Source organism: Sinorhizobium sp. FG01 (assembly GCF_002531875.1).
Lineage (GTDB): Bacteria > Pseudomonadota > Alphaproteobacteria > Rhizobiales > Rhizobiaceae > Sinorhizobium > Sinorhizobium fredii_C.
In genome coordinates, this window is the sequence record NZ_NWTB01000009.1 from 51,540 (window position 1) to 69,788 (window position 18,249).

General features: G+C 62.3%; 17 protein-coding genes. 6 read left to right on the forward strand and 11 right to left on the reverse strand.

From position 1 onward, the window contains the following. Positions 1–20 precede the first annotated feature (20 nt). Positions 21–188: a 50S ribosomal protein L33 gene (gene rpmG, locus CO656_RS16300; RefSeq protein WP_034795357.1), complete on the forward strand. Its 168-nt coding sequence runs from the start codon at positions 21–23 to the stop codon at positions 186–188. Positions 189–758: 570 nt separating this feature from the next. Here the strand turns inward: rpmG and CO656_RS16305 are convergent. Together CO656_RS16305 and CO656_RS16310 are read right to left on the reverse strand one after the other, a co-directional pair. Next, the gene (locus CO656_RS16305; protein ID WP_037414165.1) at positions 759–2,126 is read right to left on the reverse strand and encodes a PleD family two-component system response regulator; all 1,368 of its coding nucleotides are present in this window, start codon (positions 2,124–2,126) and stop codon (positions 759–761) included. 17 nt (positions 2,127–2,143) lie between these two features. Continuing rightward, complete coding sequence (locus CO656_RS16310; RefSeq protein ID WP_037382972.1) at positions 2,144–2,515, reverse strand: response regulator; 372 nt, start codon at positions 2,513–2,515, stop codon at positions 2,144–2,146. 156 nt (positions 2,516–2,671) lie between these two features. Between CO656_RS16310 and CO656_RS16315 the strand changes: the two genes are divergently transcribed. Both CO656_RS16315 and CO656_RS16320 read left to right on the forward strand, forming a co-directional pair. Further along, positions 2,672–2,941 (forward strand): DUF3572 domain-containing protein, encoded by a 270-nt coding sequence (locus CO656_RS16315; protein ID WP_037414160.1) that lies wholly within the window; start codon positions 2,672–2,674, stop codon positions 2,939–2,941. Between the two features lie 2 nt (positions 2,942–2,943). Continuing rightward, a complete protein-coding gene (locus tag CO656_RS16320) occupies positions 2,944–3,597 on the forward strand; it encodes a hypothetical protein (protein ID WP_097526417.1) in 654 nt (217 codons plus the stop codon). Between the two features lie 50 nt (positions 3,598–3,647). Here CO656_RS16320 and CO656_RS16325 read toward each other — a convergent pair whose 3' ends face one another. After that, the gene (locus CO656_RS16325) at positions 3,648–4,235 is read right to left on the reverse strand and encodes a GNAT family N-acetyltransferase (RefSeq protein WP_280951809.1); all 588 of its coding nucleotides are present in this window, start codon (positions 4,233–4,235) and stop codon (positions 3,648–3,650) included. Between the two features lie 74 nt (positions 4,236–4,309). On the opposite strand from CO656_RS16325, the gene CO656_RS16330 reads away from it, so the two are divergent. Both CO656_RS16330 and CO656_RS16335 read left to right on the forward strand, forming a co-directional pair. Then, positions 4,310–5,599 carry a DNA polymerase IV gene (locus CO656_RS16330; protein ID WP_097526419.1) on the forward strand — a complete coding sequence of 430 codons (1,290 nt, stop codon included), beginning with the start codon at positions 4,310–4,312 and terminating at the stop codon, positions 5,597–5,599. 178 nt (positions 5,600–5,777) lie between these two features. Next, entirely contained in the window at positions 5,778–6,995 is a 1,218-nt protein-coding gene (locus CO656_RS16335; RefSeq protein WP_097526420.1) for a L,D-transpeptidase family protein, read from the forward strand. Positions 6,996–7,022: 27 nt separating this feature from the next. Here the strand turns inward: CO656_RS16335 and dnaE are convergent, their stop codons facing one another. Both dnaE and CO656_RS30240 read right to left on the reverse strand, forming a co-directional pair. Beyond that, entirely contained in the window at positions 7,023–10,517 is a 3,495-nt protein-coding gene (gene dnaE / locus CO656_RS16340; protein ID WP_037414155.1) for a DNA polymerase III subunit alpha, read from the reverse strand. A 296-nt stretch (positions 10,518–10,813) separates the two neighbouring features. Next, positions 10,814–10,972 (reverse strand): hypothetical protein, encoded by a 159-nt coding sequence (locus tag CO656_RS30240; protein WP_158255714.1) that lies wholly within the window; start codon positions 10,970–10,972, stop codon positions 10,814–10,816. 62 nt (positions 10,973–11,034) lie between these two features. Here CO656_RS30240 and CO656_RS16345 point away from each other — a divergent pair, with 62 nt between their 5' ends. Beyond that, positions 11,035–11,502 carry a DUF5680 domain-containing protein gene (locus tag CO656_RS16345; protein ID WP_097526554.1) on the forward strand — a complete coding sequence of 156 codons (468 nt, stop codon included), beginning with the start codon at positions 11,035–11,037 and terminating at the stop codon, positions 11,500–11,502. 13 nt (positions 11,503–11,515) lie between these two features. On the opposite strand, the gene CO656_RS16350 is transcribed toward CO656_RS16345, so the two are convergent. The 6 genes from CO656_RS16350 to CO656_RS16380 all read right to left on the reverse strand — a co-directional run bounded on the left by CO656_RS16350 (position 11,516) and on the right by CO656_RS16380 (position 18,244). Further along, positions 11,516–12,202 (reverse strand): ABC transporter ATP-binding protein, encoded by a 687-nt coding sequence (locus CO656_RS16350; RefSeq protein ID WP_097526421.1) that lies wholly within the window; start codon positions 12,200–12,202, stop codon positions 11,516–11,518. A gap of 14 nt (positions 12,203–12,216) precedes the next feature. After that, positions 12,217–13,527 (reverse strand): lipoprotein-releasing ABC transporter permease subunit, encoded by a 1,311-nt coding sequence (locus CO656_RS16355; protein ID WP_037414151.1) that lies wholly within the window; start codon positions 13,525–13,527, stop codon positions 12,217–12,219. 14 nt (positions 13,528–13,541) lie between these two features. Then, the gene (gene proS, locus CO656_RS16360; protein WP_037414149.1) at positions 13,542–14,870 is read right to left on the reverse strand and encodes a proline--tRNA ligase; all 1,329 of its coding nucleotides are present in this window, start codon (positions 14,868–14,870) and stop codon (positions 13,542–13,544) included. Positions 14,871–15,565: 695 nt separating this feature from the next. Beyond that, on the reverse strand, positions 15,566–15,835 hold the full coding sequence (locus CO656_RS16370; RefSeq protein WP_037414146.1) for a DUF1467 family protein: 270 nt from the start codon (positions 15,833–15,835) through the stop codon (positions 15,566–15,568). Positions 15,836–16,104: 269 nt separating this feature from the next. Then, positions 16,105–16,509, reverse strand: a complete 405-nt coding sequence (gene mce / locus CO656_RS16375; protein ID WP_097526422.1) for a methylmalonyl-CoA epimerase — start codon at positions 16,507–16,509, stop codon at positions 16,105–16,107. Positions 16,510–16,576: 67 nt separating this feature from the next. Beyond that, positions 16,577–18,244, reverse strand: a complete 1,668-nt coding sequence (locus tag CO656_RS16380; protein ID WP_037414142.1) for a ribonuclease J — start codon at positions 18,242–18,244, stop codon at positions 16,577–16,579. Positions 18,245–18,249: the final 5 nt, after the last annotated feature.

Here is an 18,249-nt window from a genome sequence, read left to right on the forward strand (position 1 = left end):
TCTATAAAGGCAGGACGACCATGGCGAAAGCTACCACCATCAAGATCAAGCTGCTGTCGACGGCCGACACGGGTTTCTTCTACGTCACGACCAAGAACAGCCGCACGATGACGGAAAAGATGACGAAGACGAAGTACGATCCGGTCGTCAAGAAGCACGTCGAATTCAAGGAAACGAAGATCAAGTAAGATCGCGTTTCGGTTCGACCGATGAGCGCCGGCCGCAAGGTTCGGCGCTTTTTCTTTGGCTGCAGCCGATGGCGAAGTTCTTCGCTTGAACAGCGTCCGACAGCACGCGCGACGCCTTGCGATCGGTAACGAAAAACGCCGCCTCAGTCCGAAGCGGCGTTTTGAAAGGGGGTCGGCTGGCTCCGACTGCGGCACGAGGAATCCGCGGATGTCGGAAACCAGCCGACCGACCCCACGACCCAGGAGATGCGGCGGACCTGAGCATCATGGGGTAACCGATCGATCGTGGAAGTCACACTTCCTTAATATCAGCATTGCTTGAAAATAAAAAAAAATCAACGAATTCTTAATCGCCGGAGCGCGTTGCTCGGCGTTTGGTTAATTCTGTCTCGTCTTCGGACAAATCCAAACCGACCGCTCTTTGGAAATGCTTGCCCCAGCATCAGCGATGCGGCAAAAGATACAACTTATAAGTAAGATGGCAAGCTGAGTTTGGGCGTATGCTTCGCTCTCCCATACGCCCAATGGCGAAGTCCATGACGGCCGGCGAGCGCCGCTTGCCAATTCGGCTTACGCGGCCGCCGCCACGACCCGGTTGCGCCCGTTGTTCTTGGCCTGGTACAGCGCCGTATCGGCGCGCTTCAGCAGGGCTTCGGGCGTATCGTCCCGGGGCCGCAGCGTGGCGATGCCCAGGGACGCCGTGACGCTGAGGATCGTTTCGCCCTGTGAAATCCCGAAGGCGCGTCCCTCAACCATCAAGCGAAGCCGCTCCGCGACGATCGCGGCCATCTCGGGCGTCGTGTCCGGCATCACGATGACGAACTCCTCGCCGCCGAACCGGCAGGCGAGATCGGCGCCGCGAACCGTCGCACGGACGCGGTTGGCAAATTCGCGCAGAACTTCGTCGCCCGCATCGTGCCCATAGGTGTCGTTCACCAGCTTGAAGCGGTCGATATCGGTGATGCAGATCGAAAGCGGCCGGCCGCGCGCGCTCGCCCGATCGATCAGGAGCTTCAGATGGCTGTCGAGGTAACGGCGATTGTGAAGGCCGGTGAGATCATCGGTGATCGCCAATTCGATGGTTTGCTGGACGCTGGCGCGCAGCCGGTCATTGCAGTGCTTGCGGCGGATCTGCGTCAGGGAGCGCGCCACCAGCTCGTTGGGATCGACCGGCCGCATGATGTAGTCCGTTACCCCGAGTTCCAGGGCGCGGACGACCATCTCTTCGCTCCCCTGCTCGGTGACGAGCAGGATCGGTATGAAGCGCGTCCTCTCGAGAGAGCGCAATTGCGAGCAGAGACGCAGCGGATCGTAGTCGTCGAAGTTGGCATTGACGATCGCCAGATCGAAGCTGTTCTCCGCAGCCTCGAAAAGGGCAGCCTGGGGGTCGGAGATCACCGAAACGTCGGCGATCGGCTTCAAGGCGCGCAGCAGCCGCTCCTGCGAGGAGGCCCGACCGTCGACAAGGAGCACGTTGCCGGGCTCGTCGGGCCGGTCGGCGCGGGCAAGTTCCTGCAGGCCGATCGTCTGCGCCGTCTGCGCCCTGAGGCGCAATTCGTCGCTGACATTCTTGAGCCGCACCAGGCTTTTCACCCGGGACATCAGCTGCAGATCGTTGACCGGCTTGGTGAGGAAATCGTCTGCACCGGCCTTGAGGCCCCGGACCCGATCGGAGGGTTGGTCAAGCGCCGTCACCATGACCACGGGTATATGGGCGGTGCGGCCGTTTTCCTTCAGTCTCGCGCAAACCTCGAAGCCGTCCATGTCCGGCATCATGATGTCGAGGAGGATAAGGTCGACCGGCGTATTCTCGCAAATTGCCAATGCGGAGCGTCCGTCGCCGGCGGTCAAGACATCGAAATACTCGGCGACGAGGCGCGCCTCCAGAAGCTTTACGTTGGCTGGTACGTCATCGACGACGAGGATGCGAGCAGTCATATCGTCTTTCCCGGCAATCAGGCATCGCCCAGATATGTCTTGATTGTTTCAATGAATTTCGGAACGGAAATCGGTTTGGACACATAGGCTTCACATCCGCCCTGTCGAATACGCTCCTCGTCGCCCTTCATGGCGAAGGCGGTTACGGCGATGACCGGAATGACGTGGAGCTCGTCGTCCTCCTTCAGCCATTTCGTCACTTCGAGGCCGGAAACCTCCGGCAGTTGAATGTCCATGAGGATGAGGTCGGGCCGGTGCTTGCGCGCTAGTTCGAGCGCTTCCATGCCGTTGCGCGTCTGGATCGTCTGATAGCCAGAAGCCTCAATCAGGTCGCGGAAGAGCTTCATGTTCAGCTCGTTATCCTCAACAATCATCACCTGTTTGGGCATGTCGATCCCTTGCTGTCTGTCGCCGCCTTGCAAGTCCCCTGGAGAGATATAAGCTTCACGAACGGTGACTCGACCCACTTTCTCGGTCGCAAGACTAACGATATTTGGTTGAAAAAGAGGTAACTCCGAGCGCCATATGAGAAGAGATTCAAGAACATGAAGAGCGCTGACGAAACGGCGATCGCGATCCTCGGCTGGCTCGCCAACGAACCGGAACTGCTGTCGCGTTTCCTGGCGCTGACCGGCACCGACCCTGTGTCGCTGCGCAAAGCCGTGGGGGACCCGGCCTTCATGGGCGGGGTCGTCGCCTTTCTGATGGACCACGAGCCGACGCTCATCGCCTTCTGTGCGGCGACTGGGACCGCTCCCGAAGACGTCGTCTGGGCGCACCAGGCATTTTCCGGCCCGGCGCACTTCGAGGATTGAGCATGCCTACCTTCGCCGCTCCTGGCGACGTGCCTCTTAAGCCACGGCCGCTGATCGTCACCGACGTCGACGAGGTCGTGCTCGAATTCCTGACTCCGTTCATCGCATTCCTGGAGGCCCGCGAGCACGTTTTGCTCCCGCGCTCCTTTCGCCTTGCCGGCAACATCATCGACCGGCCGAGCGGCGAACCAGTCAGCGAAGCGACGGCGGAAGCGCTGCTCGAAGCCTTCTACACCGTCCAGGATCAATGGCAGACGCCGGCCGCGTTGGCCGTCGAGACGCTCACGGCACTTTCGGAAGAGGCCGACATCGTCTTCCTGACGGCGATGCCGCCGCGCCATGCGCCGCTGCGCACTGCCCTGCTCGACGCCCTCGGCCTTCCCTATCCGCTGATTGCCTCCGAGGAGCCGAAGGGACCGCTCGTCAAGCACCTGCACGGGGAGCGCCGCCTTCCGCTCGTCTTCATCGACGACATCCTGCGCAACCTCCATTCCGTGCAGGAGCACGCGCCCTCCTCCTTCCTCATCAATCTGATGGCGAACGCGGAGTTTCGCGCACTCGCCCCGACGCCGGCCGCCGGCATCCAGGTTGCCGCCGATTGGGGCGTAGCGGCAGGGCTGATCCGCGCCCACTGGGGCGCGACGACGGGCGGCTGAAGCAAGCCGGGGCGGCGCTCCACAGGCCGGCAGAATTTCCAGACGCATCGTCATTGCCTCAAGTCCAGTCGCATCAGCGGCCTGCCGTCCTTGCGACAGGCGACCGTCTCGAAGCCGGCCGCATCGAAAATCGCCGTCGAGCCGATATAGAGACCCACCGATTTCGGCCGCTTCGTGTGATCGATCGGACAGGCATCGAGGTAGTGCGCGCCGCTCGCCCGCGCATGGTCAATCGCCGCAGAGAGCATATGGTGGCTAAGTCCTTTGCCGCGCAGCGGCGAGGCAAGGAAGAAGCAGCTCACCGCCCAGACGCTTGCGTCCTCGGCCTCGCGTTCTTCCAACGGCCGCGAACACGTTCGCGGCGAATTGAATTGCGGCACATCCTGACGAGGGCCGACCTGGATCCAGGCGACCGGCCTTCCCTCGCAATAGCCGAGGATGCCCGGCGGCGGGCCGGCTTCGATGCGCTCGCGGATAAACGCCTTGCGGTCATTGGCCGACATGGTGCCGCGGATCTTGTAGGGCAGGCGCAGGGCAACGCACCAGCAGCCGCAATAGGCCCCCTTCGGCCCGAAGAGCGTCTCGAAATCCGGCCAGAGATCCCGTGTCACCGGCGCAAATTGCAGGGCGATATCCACCATGGCCTCCGATCGCCGCCTTGAGACTCACTAGCGTAGAGCGTAAAGTCACCGCGTTCAACATTTGTTCCTCCATGACCAGCGCTGCACCGTTTTCCGGCTTCTGCCGAGACTGCCTCAAGGAACTGGCTGCGCCGGTGCGACGGTGTCTGGCCTGCGGCAGCCCGCGGCTTCTCAGCCATGCCGAACTCTATCGGTTGACCTTGGCGCATATCGACTGCGACGCCTTCTATGCCTCGATCGAGAAGCGCGACAATCCGGAGCTTGCCGACAAGCCGGTGATCATCGGCGGCGGCAAGCGCGGAGTCGTCTCGACAGCCTGCTACATCGCCCGCATTCACGGCGTCCGCTCGGCTATGCCGATGTTCAAGGCGCTCGAAGCCTGTCCGCAAGCCGTGGTCATCAAGCCCAACATGGAAAAGTACTCGCAGGTCGGGCGCGAAGTCAGGGCAATGATGCTCGAGCTGACACCGCTCGTGCAGCCGCTCTCGATCGACGAGGCGTTCCTGGACCTGAACGGCACCGAGCGGCTGCATCACCATCCCCCTGCCCGCACGCTGGCGCGCTTCGCGAAACGCGTCGAAGAGGAAGTCGGCATCACCGTCTCGGTCGGACTTTCCTACTGCAAGTTCCTCGCAAAGGTCGCCTCCGATCTGCAGAAGCCGCGCGGATTCTCCGTCATCGGCCAGGCCGAGGCGGTCGATTTCCTCAAGGAGCGCCCGGTCACGCTGATCTGGGGCGTCGGCAAGGCCTTTGCCGCGACGCTGGAGCGTGACGGAATCCGCACCATCGGCCAGTTGCAGACGATGGACGAAGCGGACCTGATGCGCCGCTATGGCTCGATGGGCCAAAGGCTATACCGCCTGTCGCGCGGTCAGGACGAGCGCACCGTCGAGATCGACGGCGAGGCGAAGAGCGTCTCCTCGGAGACGACATTCAACGACGACCTGTCGCGCCCGGACGAGCTCGTTTCGCATCTCAGGCGGCTGAGCGAGCAGGTGGCGCTGCGGCTGCGCAAGTCGGAGCTTGCCGGCCAAACGGTTGTCCTGAAACTCAAGACCGCGGATTTCAAGCTCCGCACCCGCAACCGGCGGCTCGAAAGTCCGACCCGGCTGGCCGACCGCATCTTTCGGGTCGGCCTCCAGCTGCTCGAAAGAGAGGTCGACGGTACGAAATACCGACTGATCGGCATCGGCGTCAGCGACCTCACTCATCCCGATCTCGCCGATCCGCCGGATCTCGTCGATCCTCTGGCGACCAGACGCGCTGCGGCCGAGGAGGCGATCAACAAGCTGCGCGACAAGTTCGGCAAGGCCAGCGTCGAAACGGGCTATACGTTCGGCCAACGCCGACGCGACCAATAGCGCGTAAACCCTCTGCCCCTCGGCGACGGCGCGGCTTCCTGTGTTTCAATTCGTTAAATCTTGATCCGTATCCTTGCTCGACAGATTTCGGCGCGCCCGCTCGACCCAGGCGTGCATGAAAAGGGCCGCATGGAAGCGCTGCATCGGTATTGCGCTTCAGGTCGGATGAGGGTTTGTATTGCGTATCACTCTCGGAATGGCACTTGCCGTTCTCATCGTGTCGGCGCCGTCGGCGCTTGTGGCCGGCACCAAGGCGCCGCTGCAGATCGTCGTCTCGAGGCAGCAGCAGTCGCTCGTCGTCTATGACGGCGACACCGTCGTCGCGACGTCCAATGTTTCGACGGGCAAGCGCGGCCACACGACGCCGACGGGCATCTTTTCGATTCTCGAAAAGCGCCGCCATCACAGGTCCAACATCTATTCGAATGCACCGATGCCGTTCATGCAGCGGCTCACCTGGTCCGGTATCGCCTTGCATGGGTCGAACCATGTGCCGGACTATCCCGCCTCGCATGGCTGCGTGCGCCTGCCGAGCAAATTCGCCGTCGGCTTGTTCAAGATGACAGAACGCGGCATGCACGTGGTGATCTCCGATCGCCAGGTGACGCCCGCCGAAATTTCGAGCGTGATGCTGTTCCAGCCGAGAGAGGCGCGCCCGCCGCAGCCGCCGATGTCGGACGTGCCGCTGCGGCCCGCCATCAGCCATTTCGACGGGAGTTCCGTCGAAGTCGCCATGACGGAAAGCAACCCCTTGCCGCTGCTGGAGCACGATCAGCCGCCAATTCGCATTCTGATCACCCGGCGTGGCGACCGGGAGACGATGCGCGATCTGCAGGTGCTGCTGACGATGCTCGGCTACGACGCGGGTGAGCCGGATGGCCGCAGCGGCCCCATGACGCTTGCGGCGATCCGCTCGTTCCAGACGGCAGAGGGGCTGCCGGTGGACGGAAAAGCGACCCCGGAACTGATCGGGGCGGTCTATCGCAAGGCCGGCAGGGACATGCCGGCGAACGGTATTCTGCGCGTACGCCGCGCGTTTGAACCGCTCTTCGAGGCGGACGTAAGGATAGAGAGACCCGAACTGGCGCTCGGCACGCATTTTCTGCAGTTCCAGGATACAGACGCAGCAACCGGCGAGGGCAAGTGGTTCGGCATGTCGCTCGACAACGCGCTCTCAAAGGCCGCGAAACAACGGCTGGGCATCACGGTGGACGCCGACCGCATGGAATACAGCGGCCTTCAGCGGAGCCTGAGCCGCCTCACAATGTCCGTGGACGTGCGCCGGCGCATAGCAAGCCTCCTTGCCGACGGATCGTCGCTGTCGGTTTCCGACACGGACACCGGGCTGGAGACCGGCGAAGGGACCGATTTCATCACCATTACTCGCGCTCCGTAAGCGGTCGCTGACGCTTGCGGCCGGTGCCTATACCAACTCGACGTCCACGACACCCGGCGCGGAGCGAAGGGCCGCAGCGATTTCCGGCGAGATCCGGTATCTCTCGCTGAGCTCGACCTCGATCTCCCGCTGACCGTTGTCCTTGATGACGATGAAGGAGACGAGGCCGTCGCCCTTGGCGTTGAGGTGCGAGGCGATGGAGCGTAAGGGGCCGGAGTCCCGCACATAGACGCGCAGCGCCTTCTGCATTTGCAGCGATTCCTCTTCGAGCGACCGCAGCGTCCGGATGCGAAGGCCGACGCCTTCCGGCCGCTCCTCCGCGTCTACCGTCATCACCAGCGACTTGCCGGGTTCCAGCAGGTCCCGATACTGGTGCAGCATTTCGGAAAACAGCACCGCCTCGAACTGGCCCGACGCATCGGAGAAGGCGACGATGCCCATCTTGTTGCCGGTACGCGTCTTGCGCTCCTGCTTCGACGTCACGGTGCCGGCAAGGCGGCCCGCGGTCGCCCCTTTCTTCACGGCGGCGGAAAAATCCGCGAATGTCTGCACCCGCATCTTCGCCAGGAGATTGTTGTAGGTATCGAGCGGATGGGCGGAAAGGTAGAAGCCGAGCACCTGGAACTCGCGGTGCAGCTTCTCCGAGGCAAGCCAGGGCGTGTAGGCCGGCAGAGCGATCTTTTCGGGACCCGTCGCAGCGCCCGCGCCGAACATGTCGCTCTGGCCGCTGAGCTTGTTTTCCTGGGCGCGCTGCGCAAAGCCGAGAATCCGGTCGAGGCCGCCGATGAGCTCGGCCCGGTCGTAACCGAAGCAGTCGAAAGCACCGGCGGCGATCAGGCTTTCAAAGACGCGCCGGTTCAGAAGTTTCGGGTCGATCCGGAGGCAGAAATCCTCGAGGCTCGCGAAGGGACGGTCGCCGCGAACGGCAACGATGTGGTCGACGGCGGATTCACCGACGCCCTTGATGGCAGCCAGCGAGTAATAGATCCGGTTGTCGCCGGTCTCGAAAGGACGGAACGAGCTCTGCACCGAGGGGGCGATAACCTGAATTCCGAGGCGCATCGCGTCCTGGCGGAAGTCGTTGATCTTCTCAGTGTTCGACATGTCGAGCGTCATCGACGCCGCGAGGAACTCGACCGGATAATGCGCCTTCATATAGGCGGTCTGGTAGGAGACGATGGCGTAGGCGGCCGCATGCGACTTGTTGAAGCCGTAATTGGCGAATTTGGCGAGCAGATCGAAGATCAGGTCCGCCTGCGGCTTCGACACGCCATTGCCGACCGCGCCCTCGACGAAGCGGGCGCGCTGCTTGTCCATCTCCTCCTTGATTTTCTTGCCCATGGCGCGGCGCAAGAGATCGGCCTCGCCGAGTGAATAGCCCGACAGCACCTGGGCGATCTGCATCACCTGCTCCTGGTAGACGATAACGCCTTGCGTTTCCTTGAGCAGGTAATCGATTTTCGGATGAATCGATTCGATCTCTTCCTCGCCATGCTTGCGGGCGTTGTAGACCGGGATGTTTTCCATCGGACCGGGACGGTAGAGCGCCACCAGCGCGATGATGTCCTCGATGCAGTCCGGCCGCATGCCGATCAGCGCTTTGCGCATGCCGGCACTTTCCACCTGGAACACCCCGACCGTCTCGCCGCGGGACAGAATCTCGTAGGTCTTGGGATCGTCGAGCGGAATGCTCGCCAGATCGACCTGAATGCCGCGCTTGGCGACGAAGTCGACCGCCGTCTTCAGCACGGTTAGGGTCTTCAGTCCGAGGAAGTCGAATTTGACGAGGCCTGCCTGCTCGACCCATTTCATGTTGAACTGGGTGACCGGCATGTCGGAGCGCGGATCGCGGTACATCGGCACCAGTTGCGACAGCGGACGGTCGCCGATGACGATGCCCGCCGCATGGGTCGAGGCGTGGCGGTAGAGACCCTCGATCTTCTGCGCGATATCGAGCAGCCGGCCGACGACCGGTTCCTTTTCCGCCTCCTCCTTAAGGCGCGGCTCCTCCTCGATCGCCTTCGACAGCGGCGTCGGGTTTGCCGGATTGTTCGGCACCAGCTTGCAGATCTTGTCGACCTGGCCGTAGGGCATTTCGAGCACGCGGCCGACGTCGCGCAGCGCCGCACGCGCCTGCAGCGATCCGAAGGTGATGATCTGCGCCACCTGCTCGCGGCCGTATTTCTGCTGCACGTAGCGGATCACCTCTTCGCGGCGGTCCTGGCAGAAGTCGATGTCGAAGTCCGGCATCGAGACGCGCTCGGGATTGAGGAAGCGCTCGAAGAGGAGCGAGAAGCGCATCGGATCGACGTCGGTGATCGTCAGCGCATAGGCGACCAGCGAGCCGGCGCCCGAGCCGCGGCCCGGACCGACGGGGATGTCGTGCTGCTTCGCCCATTTGATGAAGTCGGCAACGATCAGGAAATAACCCGGAAACTTCATGCGCTCGATGACGCCGAGTTCGAAGGCCAGGCGCTCGCGATAGTCTTCTTCCTTGTAGCCCGGCGCCATGCCGAGCTTGGCGAGCCGCTTCTCCAGCCCCTCCTCCGCCTGGCGGCGAAGCTCGGCGGACTCGGCGCGCTCGGCCTCGACGGGATCGTCCGAGGCGCCGGTGAAGCGCGGCAGGATCGGCCCGCGGGTCTTCAGCATGAAGGAGCAGCGCCGCGCGATCTCCACGGTGTTTTCCAGCGCTTCCGGAAGATCGGCGAAAAGCGCTGCCATCTCCTTGCGGCTCTTGAGATAGTGATCCGACGTCAGCCGGAAGCGGCGGTCGTCAGAGACGACGGCATTGTGGGCAACGGCCATCAACGCGTCATGCGCATCATAGTCGGCCGGCGACGGGAAAAAGGCCTCGTTCGTCGCCACGAGCGGAATGTCGTAGCGATAGGCGAGCTCGACCAGCCGGCTCTCATGACGTCGATCATAGCTGCCGTGCCGTTGCAGTTCGATATAGAGGCGATTGCCGAACAGCTCGACCAGCGCCTTGAGGCGCCCCTCGGCAAGAGCGGACGAACCGGCCTTCAGCGCCAGATCGACAGGGCCGCTGCCGGCGCCCGTCAGCGCGATCAGACCATCGGTGCCGCCCGCCGCGAGCCAGGAGCGCGTCACCCGCGCCGCCTGATGACCTTCGCCTTCGAGATAGGCGCGGCTGACCAGGTCGACGAGACGGACATAGCCTGCGTCGGTCGCGGCAATCAGGACGATCGAAGGCAGCTTGGCGAGCTGCTGCGCGTGACCGCGCCGCTCCCCCTCCGCCTCGTCCTCCATGTCGATGGAGAGTTGGCAGCCGATGATCGGTTGCAATCCCTCGTCCGCCGCCTTCTGGGAAAATTCCAGCGCCGCGAAAAGGTTGTTCGTGTCGGCGATGCCGATGGCCGGCTGATCGTCGGCCACCGCCTTGGCGATGATCTTCTTCAGCGGCAGCGCGCCTTCGAGCAGCGAATATGCCGAGTGCACGCGCAGGTGAACGAATTGCGGATTCGCGTCCGCCATGCTCTGCCCAATGCTATCCTCGCCTGCCATTGCCGCACTCCGATTCCTGTTCGGTGCGAGGATATCCTGTTTCCCGCCGCGACTGTCCAGTCTTCCGGCCCTGTCGGGGATGCTTTTGCCAGGGCCGCAGAGCGGAGGACCGTGGGAAACGGTGGAGCGGTCACATGCCGAGTGCGATCACCGAGATGCTGGCGATGAAAAGGGTCATCGAGGCGAAGGCAGCGAGATCACGGACGAAATCAGTCATAACATGGCTCCTTTCGGCTATTGTTCTTTTTTTGTTCTATTTTTGTTCAATAGTCAAGCAAGCACGCATGAAACGCTCGTTATTCACCGGCTATGGTTAATGCAACCAAGGCGATCAGCGTTCGACGCGACTGGCAAAACGCCAGGCCGACCGAATCGACGAATAGGGTGGCGTCCAAACGCAAGGCCTTGGGGCGATCTGCCGCCAAAAAGGCTGCGGTGCGGAGACGTTTGTTCACTATTTGTTCTTTACACGCGCATCCTCTTGAGGCATCCTCAATCCAATACCAGGGGAACGCCCCTGATCAACATCGACGAACTCACAGACTTCATCGTCGAAGCTAAGGCTAAAACCTATGTCAGTGATGGCGCCAGGCTGCCGGCGTGCCGGACAGGCTCCCACGATATTGGCCATCAGCGCGGGGCCTGGCGTTATCTGGACAGCTACTTCGGCGGCAGCGACTTCGCCGGTCAGGAAGCGGTCTGGCACGACGGCAAGCCGTGCTGGGCGATGAATTATTTCGGCCGGATCGTCCGACCGGAACTGATCGATGCGCGACGGGCCGGCGCCGTCATCAAGGCGGCGCTGCAGACGATGTATCACGAGAAGCGCCACTTCCTCGGCGGCATAGAATATCAGCACGCCTATGGTTGCTATATCGACAGCAGCCGCGGCGGGACCGACCACTTTTCCGGACGCGAGACCATATTCGTCGATGGCGAAGAGGCCTATGAGCTCGATTATCGCGGCGGACTGATCGTGCCGTGAGCTTCCTTCCGGCCTATCGAAGTTCGATGACCTTGCCGTCCTCGATCGTCACGCAACGATCCATAAGAGCAGCAAGTTCGTGATTGTGGGTGGCGATCAGCGCCGCTAGGCCTGACTGACGCGCAAGGGCTTCCATCGCCTCGAAGACATAGCCAGCCGTCTCGGGGTCGAGGTTGCCGGTCGGCTCGTCGGCCAGCAGGATGAGCGGCGCGTTGGCGACCGCCCGGGCGATCGCCACACGTTGCTGCTCGCCGCCAGAAAGTTCGGCCGGCCGGTGTGCAGCCCGGTGTCCGATCCGCATGTAGTCCAGCAGTGCCCTCGCCCTCTCGGCCGCCTCCGCCTTGGACAAGCCGGCGATCAGTTGCGGCATCATGATGTTCTCGAGCGCTGAGAATTCCGGCAGCAAGTGGTGAAACTGATAGACAAAGCCGATCTCGTTGCGGCGGATCGCCGTGCGCCGGTCGTCGCTGAGGCCGTTGCATGGGATGCCGTTGACGATCACGTCTCCTTCGTCCGGATGTTCGAGCAGCCCGGCGAGGTGAAGCAGGGTCGACTTCCCGGTGCCCGAGGGCGCGACGAGCGCAATCGTCTCGCCGCTCCGCAGCGTCAGGTCGGCACCCTTGAGGATCGGCAGGTAGGTATCCCCCTCGCCATAGTGCCGCTCGACGCCGGAGAGCTGCAGTGCCACGCGCGCATTCATCTACGTTCTTGTCCTTATTCGTACCGCAGGGCCTGCACCGGATCGAGGCGCGAGGCGCGCCAGGCCGGGAAGATCGTCGCCAGGAAGGAGAGCGCCAGCGCCATGATGACGACGGAGATGGTCTCGTCGGCATTCATGTCGGCCGGCAGCTGGCTGAGGAAGTAGAGCTCCGGATCGAAGAGCGTCGTGCCGGAGACCCAGGAGAAGAACTGGCGGATCGACTCGATGTTGAGGCAGACGACCACGCCGAGAATGACGCCGGCGATCGTTCCGGTAACGCCGATCGCCGCCCCCGTCATGAAGAAGATGCGCATCACCGAGCCGGAGGTCGCACCCATCGTGCGCAGAATGGCGATGTCGCTGCCCTTGTCCTTCACCAGCATGATCAGGCCGGAAACGATATTGAGCGCGGCGACGAGCACGATCAGCGTCAGGATCATGAACATCACGTTGCGCTCGACCTCGAGCGCCGAGAAGAAGGTTCTGTTGCGGTCCCGCCAGTCTGTCAGGTAGACCTGCCGTCCGGCGGCGTCCTCGATCGGCTTGCGCAAGGCGTCGACGGCGTCCGGCTGCTCGACGAAAAGCTCAATCGACTGGACGAGGCCCTCGGCATTGAAATAGAGCTGCGCTTCCTCTAGCGGCATGAAGACGATCGTCGCGTCATATTCCGACATGCCCATCTCGAAGATCGCCGAAACGGTATAGGCCTTGACGCGGGGATTCATGCCGAGGGGCGTGACGTCGCCGTTCGGCGAGGTGAGCGTAATCGTTCCGCCGACGCGAATTCCCAACTGTTCGGCCATGCGCGAGCCGATGGCAACGCCGGCACCCGAGGCAAAGCCGACGAGGTCGCCGGATTGGATGTGCTCCGAGATCGATTTGAGCTTCGCGAGGTCTTCCGCCCGGATGCCGCGAACCAGGGCGCCAGTCGAGGCGTCGCCAACGCCCTGCGCGAGCACCTGCCCCTCGACCAGGGGGATCGCCATCGTCACCCCTGGAACGGCCGAGAATTTGGTGGCGAGCTCGGCATAGTTGGTGAGCGGCCCGTCGAGCGGCTGGACGATCACATGGCCGTTCATGCCGAGAATGCGCGATATCAGCTCGGTGCGGAAACCGTTCATCACTGCCATGACGATGATCAGCGTCGCCACGCCGAGCATGATGCCGATAAAGGAAAAGCCGGCTATGACGGAAATGAAGGCTTCCTTGCGGCGCGAGCGCAGATAGCGCCAGGCGACCATGCGCTCGAAGGCGGAGAAGGGACGACTGGACCTTATGCCGGATGGCGCGGCAACCTGCACTTGCTCTTCCGTCGCCGCGGTCATCGTCGTCCTTGCCTCTATCTGTTCGCAACCAGCTTGTTGATTGCGGCTTCCACCGTCATCGTCTCGCGCGCGCCGGTCTTGCGGTCCTTCACCTCGACCTCGCCATTGGCGACCGAGCGCGGCCCGACGATGATCTGCACGGGAACGCCGATAAGATCGGCGGTCGCGAACTTAGCGCCGGCGCGGTCGTCCGTGTCGTCCAGAAGGACGTCGAATCCCGCCTTGCCGAGGTCGGAGTAGAGCGTGCCGCAGGCCGCATCGCAAGCGGCGTCGCCCGCTTTCATGTTGATGACGACCGCGTCGAACGGAGCCACCGATTTCGGCCAGATGATGCCGTTCTCGTCATGCGAGGCTTCGATGATCGCCGGCACCAGGCGTGTCGGGCCGATGCCATAGGAGCCCATGTGCACGGTGTGCTCCTTGCCATCGGGTCCAAGCACCTTGGCACCCATCGCCTCCGAATATTTCGTGCCGAAATAGAAGATGTGACCGACCTCGATGCCGCGCGCCGACAGCCGGTCGCCCTCGGAAATAGCGTTGAAGGCGGCCTCGTCGTGCATTTCCGAGGTGGCGGCATAACGCGAAGTCCACTTGTCGAAGATCGCCTTCAGCCCGCCGACGTCATCGAAATTCGTCTCCTTGCCCGGAATGTCGAAGCCGAGGAAATCCTTGTGGCAGAACACCTCGGACTCGCCTGTATCGGCAAGAATGATGAATTCATGGCTAAGGTTGCCGCCGATCGGGCCGGTGTCCGCGCGCATCGGAATGGCGCGCAGGCCCATGCGGTCGAAGGTCCGCAGATAGGCGGCGAACATCTTGTTATAGGCATGCTCCGCGCCCTCTCGATCGAGGTCGAAGGAGTAGGCATCCTTCATCAGGAACTCGCGCGAGCGCATGGTGCCGAAGCGCGGACGGATCTCGTCGCGGAACTTCAACTGGATGTGGTAGAGATTGAGAGGCAGGTTCCGATAGGACTTCACATAGGAGCGGAAGATGTCGGTAATCATCTCCTCGTTCGTCGGCCCGTAGAGCATCGGCCGATCCTGCCGGTCCTTGATGCGCAGCATCTCCTTGCCGTAGGCATCGTAGCGGCCGCTCTCCTGCCAGAGCTCCGCCGATTGCAAAGTCGGCATCAGGAGCTCGACCGCGCCGGATCGGTTCTGTTCCTCGCGAATAATCGCATTGACCTTGTCGAGCACGCGCTTGCCGAGCGGCAGCCAGCTATAGATGCCGGCCGACTGCTGGCGGATCATGCCGGTCCTCAGCATCAGGCGATGGGAAACGATCTCCGCTTCCTTCGGGTTTTCCTTCAGAATGGGCATGAAATAGCGGGACAGGCGCATGACGGGTTCCGGAACTGGTGGCTCTCGCACTATCGGCGGATTCGGGCGAAATGACGTTGTGCTGCGGCAGCCGCCCTCGCCCTCCAACAGGCGGAGGTGGCGATTGCCGTTTGAAATCGGGCTCTTGATTTCCCATCGGCGCGGCCACGGGAACTTCCGAGTTCAGCGTTCATAGCCGCTTCGCGCGCGGAAGAAAACCCTGCTAGATCGGGAAGAAAGCCACACCGAAAATGACGCTGCGGCGGAAACGCTCTCTCAGACCTGCGTCAAAAGAGCACGGTAGTAACAGGACAAGGCCTATTTCTGTCAATCGGATTTTTTTGCCAAACTGTAGCAAAAATGCAAAAAAAGCTGGTGACATAGCCCAATGTTTGAGCTAGTTTCGGCTCACAAAACAGGCAAGAAGACCAAATTCTTGCCGAATTTCGCGGTTAAGTCTTGGGAGGATAAGATCTTAGGCGCGCTCGTTCGCTGCCGCCGGCAACGGTTCAAAGATCACGCGAAACTTGAAAACAAGGCTTTGGCCTTGTTTTTTTTTGCTATTTACCCGCCAATGAAAACGAAGCAGCGGGCAAATATGTCGATTTGACGACTGTCAAGGGCTGCGCCTGAGCTCGAAGTGCGTAACGGCTGCTGCAACGTCTCCATGAAAGTGCGGCACGTTTCTTGCGTGCGGCCGATCGAGCGTCCTCGCCTCAGCCTCTCGGACCTATGAAGCCGAATATCGCATCGAGGTCGTATCCGAGCTTCACGGAAAGCACATACCAGCCCAGATGGATCAAGCCGGCGATTACTGTCGTGATCAGCACCACCCGCAGGCCACGAAAGCGGGCCGGAGCGCTCTCAACGCTGCCGGGCACGACCTCATTCTCCTCGGCCTGGGTCCTCACCCCGAACGGCAGCACGGTAAAAAGCGTCAGCCACCAGATGATGAAATAGACGGCAAAGATCGAAAAGGCGGACATCCAGGTTCCCTGATGGAAGGCTTACAGCGCCGGGCGTCTCATCGGACGCGCAAAGGTCGCTGTAGCACTTGAATCGTTGCATGTCTTTTCCTTAAATCGAGGTCGATGTAAGGAGACATGCAGATGGGCAACGCCCATTGGCAGCAGCCTTGCTGCCATACCGTCTTGATTGCGCCGATCGCAAGCGGCTGTCGAAGCGATTTCTGCGAGGCAACGCCTTATAGCGCCTTTGCTGTGGATCGCGCAAACCGCTTCGCCGCGCCCGACTGTCACACCTCTTCGAGTTCGATCAACGTGCCGTGGAAATCCTTCGGATGCAGGAAAAGGACCGACTTGCCGTGGGCGCCGATTTTCGGATTGCCGTCGCCCAGCACACGTGCCCCCGCCTGCCGCAGCCGGTCGCGCGCCGCAAGAATGTCCTCCACCTCGTAGCAGATGTGGTGCATGCCACCGGCCGGATTTTTTTCGAGAAAGGCGGCAATCGGCGACTGATCGCCGAGCGGCTCCAGCAGTTCGACCTTGGTGTTGGGAAGCGTGACGAAAACGACCGTCACGCCATGTTCCGGCAAAGCCTGCGGCTCGGTGACCGTTGCTCCGAGGGTGGCACGATAGTTTTCGGCCGCGGACGCGAGGTCCGGTACGGCGATCGCCACGTGATTCACTCTGCCGAGCATCGAACCTCCTCCCCTTCAGCGCCGTGCGGGCTCCGACCGGTTTACACCGGCCCGCCGGTCGGGCCAATCAGACTTTGGTGACAAAGACCGTGACGATCGGCTTCTTGCCCCAGATCTGGTTGGCCGTGCTGCGCACCGCCCGCCGGACCGCTTCCTGCAGCATCGCCAGATCCTTGCGCTTGGCGCGCGGGATGCTTTCCACCGCCCCGAGCACGGCGTCATAGAGCACGTCGTCCATGTCGTCGCCCTCGTCGTCGAACTGCGGAAGCCCGATCGGCACGACGTCCGGGTCGCCGAGGAAGTCGTAACGGTTGTCGAGCACGACGTTGACCGAGACGTGGCCGGCAAAGGAGAGCTTGCGCCGTTCCCCAATGCCCATTTCGTCGAAATCGCCGATCAGCGTGCCGTCCTTGTAGATGCGGCCGTGCGGTGCCTCATCGATGACCTCGGCGGGACCGGGCGCCAGGCGCAGCATTTCGCCGTTGCGCAGCCGCGGGACGCTGGCGATGCCCGAGTTGAGCGCAAGCTCGGCATGCGCCGTCAGATGCGCCGCCTCGCCATGCACCGGCACGACGATCTGGGGCTTCACCCATTGATACATCTGCTGCAGTTCGTTACGGCGCGGATGGCCGGACACATGCACCAGCGCCTCGCTGTCGGTGATGATGTGGATGCCCTGCTCGATCAGGCCGTTCTTGATGTCGTTGATCGCCTTTTCGTTGCCGGGGATGGTGCGCGACGAAAAGACGATCGTGTCGCCGGCCGAAAACGCCACATTGCGCATTTCGTCCCGAGAGATCTTGGCAAGTGCAGCGCGCGGCTCGCCCTGGCTCCCGGTGAGAATGACGACCACCTTGTCGCGCGGGATATAGCCGAACTCGTCCTCGGCCAGGAACGGCTTCAGCCCCTCCATGATGCCGAGGTCCTTTGCGACGTCGACGACGCGCTTCATCGAACTGCCGAGCAGGAGCACTTCGCGGCCTGCGGCCTCCGCGGCTTCGGCGACCGAGCGGATGCGGCCGACATTCGACGAAAAGGTGGTGATGCCGACGCGACCCTCGGCATTGGCGATGATCTTCGCCAGGCTCTCCGATACCTCGCGCTCGGACGGCGAAACGCCGTCGCGCAGCGCATTGGTCGAGTCGCAGACGAGCGCCAACACGCCCTCTTCGCCGATCTGACGAAAACGCGCTTCGTTGGTGATCGGGCCGAGCGATGGCTCCAGGTCGATCTTCCAGTCGCCCGTATGCACGACGGCGCCGAGCGGCGTGCGGATGACCAGCGACATCGGCTCGGGAATGGAATGGTTGACGCCGACCGCCTCGATGCTGAAGGGGCCAACATTGATGCGGTCGCCCGCCTTAAAGACGGTCACCGGTATTTCGCCGCGGCTCTTTTCGAAGTCGCGCTTCGCCTCGAGCATGCCGGCCGTGAACGGCGAGGCATAGACCGGGACGTTCAGCCCCGGCCAGAGATCGTTCAGGGCGCCGTAGTGGTCCTCGTGGGCGTGGGTAATGATGATCGCCTTGAGATTGCGGCGCTCCTCGGCGAGGAAGGAAATATCGGGCAGGACGAGTTCCACGCCGGGCAGTTCCGGACCGGGAAAGGTCACGCCACAATCGACCATGATCCATTGGCGGCTGCCGGGGCTGCCATAGCCGTAAAGGCCGAGATTCATACCGATCTCGCCAACGCCGCCTAGCGGCAAGAACACCAGTTCTTCTTCCTGCGCCATTTTGC

Bases quoted from the DNA above. Each gene is read 5' to 3' on its own strand.
- rpmG (WP_034795357.1), top strand. From the start codon at position 21: ATGGCGAAAGCTACCACCATCAAGATCAAGCTGCTGTCGACGGCCGAC.
- CO656_RS16305 (WP_037414165.1), bottom strand. From the start codon at position 2,126: ATGACTGCTCGCATCCTCGTCGTCGATGACGTACCAGCCAACGTAAAG.
- CO656_RS16310 (WP_037382972.1), bottom strand. From the start codon at position 2,515: ATGCCCAAACAGGTGATGATTGTTGAGGATAACGAGCTGAACATGAAG.
- CO656_RS16315 (WP_037414160.1), top strand. From the start codon at position 2,672: ATGAAGAGCGCTGACGAAACGGCGATCGCGATCCTCGGCTGGCTCGCC.
- CO656_RS16320 (WP_097526417.1), top strand. From the start codon at position 2,944: ATGCCTACCTTCGCCGCTCCTGGCGACGTGCCTCTTAAGCCACGGCCG.
- CO656_RS16330 (WP_097526419.1), top strand. From the start codon at position 4,310: ATGACCAGCGCTGCACCGTTTTCCGGCTTCTGCCGAGACTGCCTCAAG.
- dnaE (WP_037414155.1), bottom strand. From the start codon at position 10,517: ATGGCAGGCGAGGATAGCATTGGGCAGAGCATGGCGGACGCGAATCCG.
- CO656_RS16350 (WP_097526421.1), bottom strand. From the start codon at position 12,202: ATGAATGCGCGCGTGGCACTGCAGCTCTCCGGCGTCGAGCGGCACTAT.
- CO656_RS16355 (WP_037414151.1), bottom strand. From the start codon at position 13,527: ATGACCGCGGCGACGGAAGAGCAAGTGCAGGTTGCCGCGCCATCCGGC.
- proS (WP_037414149.1), bottom strand. From the start codon at position 14,870: ATGCGCCTGTCCCGCTATTTCATGCCCATTCTGAAGGAAAACCCGAAG.
- CO656_RS16370 (WP_037414146.1), bottom strand. From the start codon at position 15,835: ATGTCCGCCTTTTCGATCTTTGCCGTCTATTTCATCATCTGGTGGCTG.
- mce (WP_097526422.1), bottom strand. From the start codon at position 16,509: ATGCTCGGCAGAGTGAATCACGTGGCGATCGCCGTACCGGACCTCGCG.
- CO656_RS16380 (WP_037414142.1), bottom strand. From the start codon at position 18,244: ATGGCGCAGGAAGAAGAACTGGTGTTCTTGCCGCTAGGCGGCGTTGGC.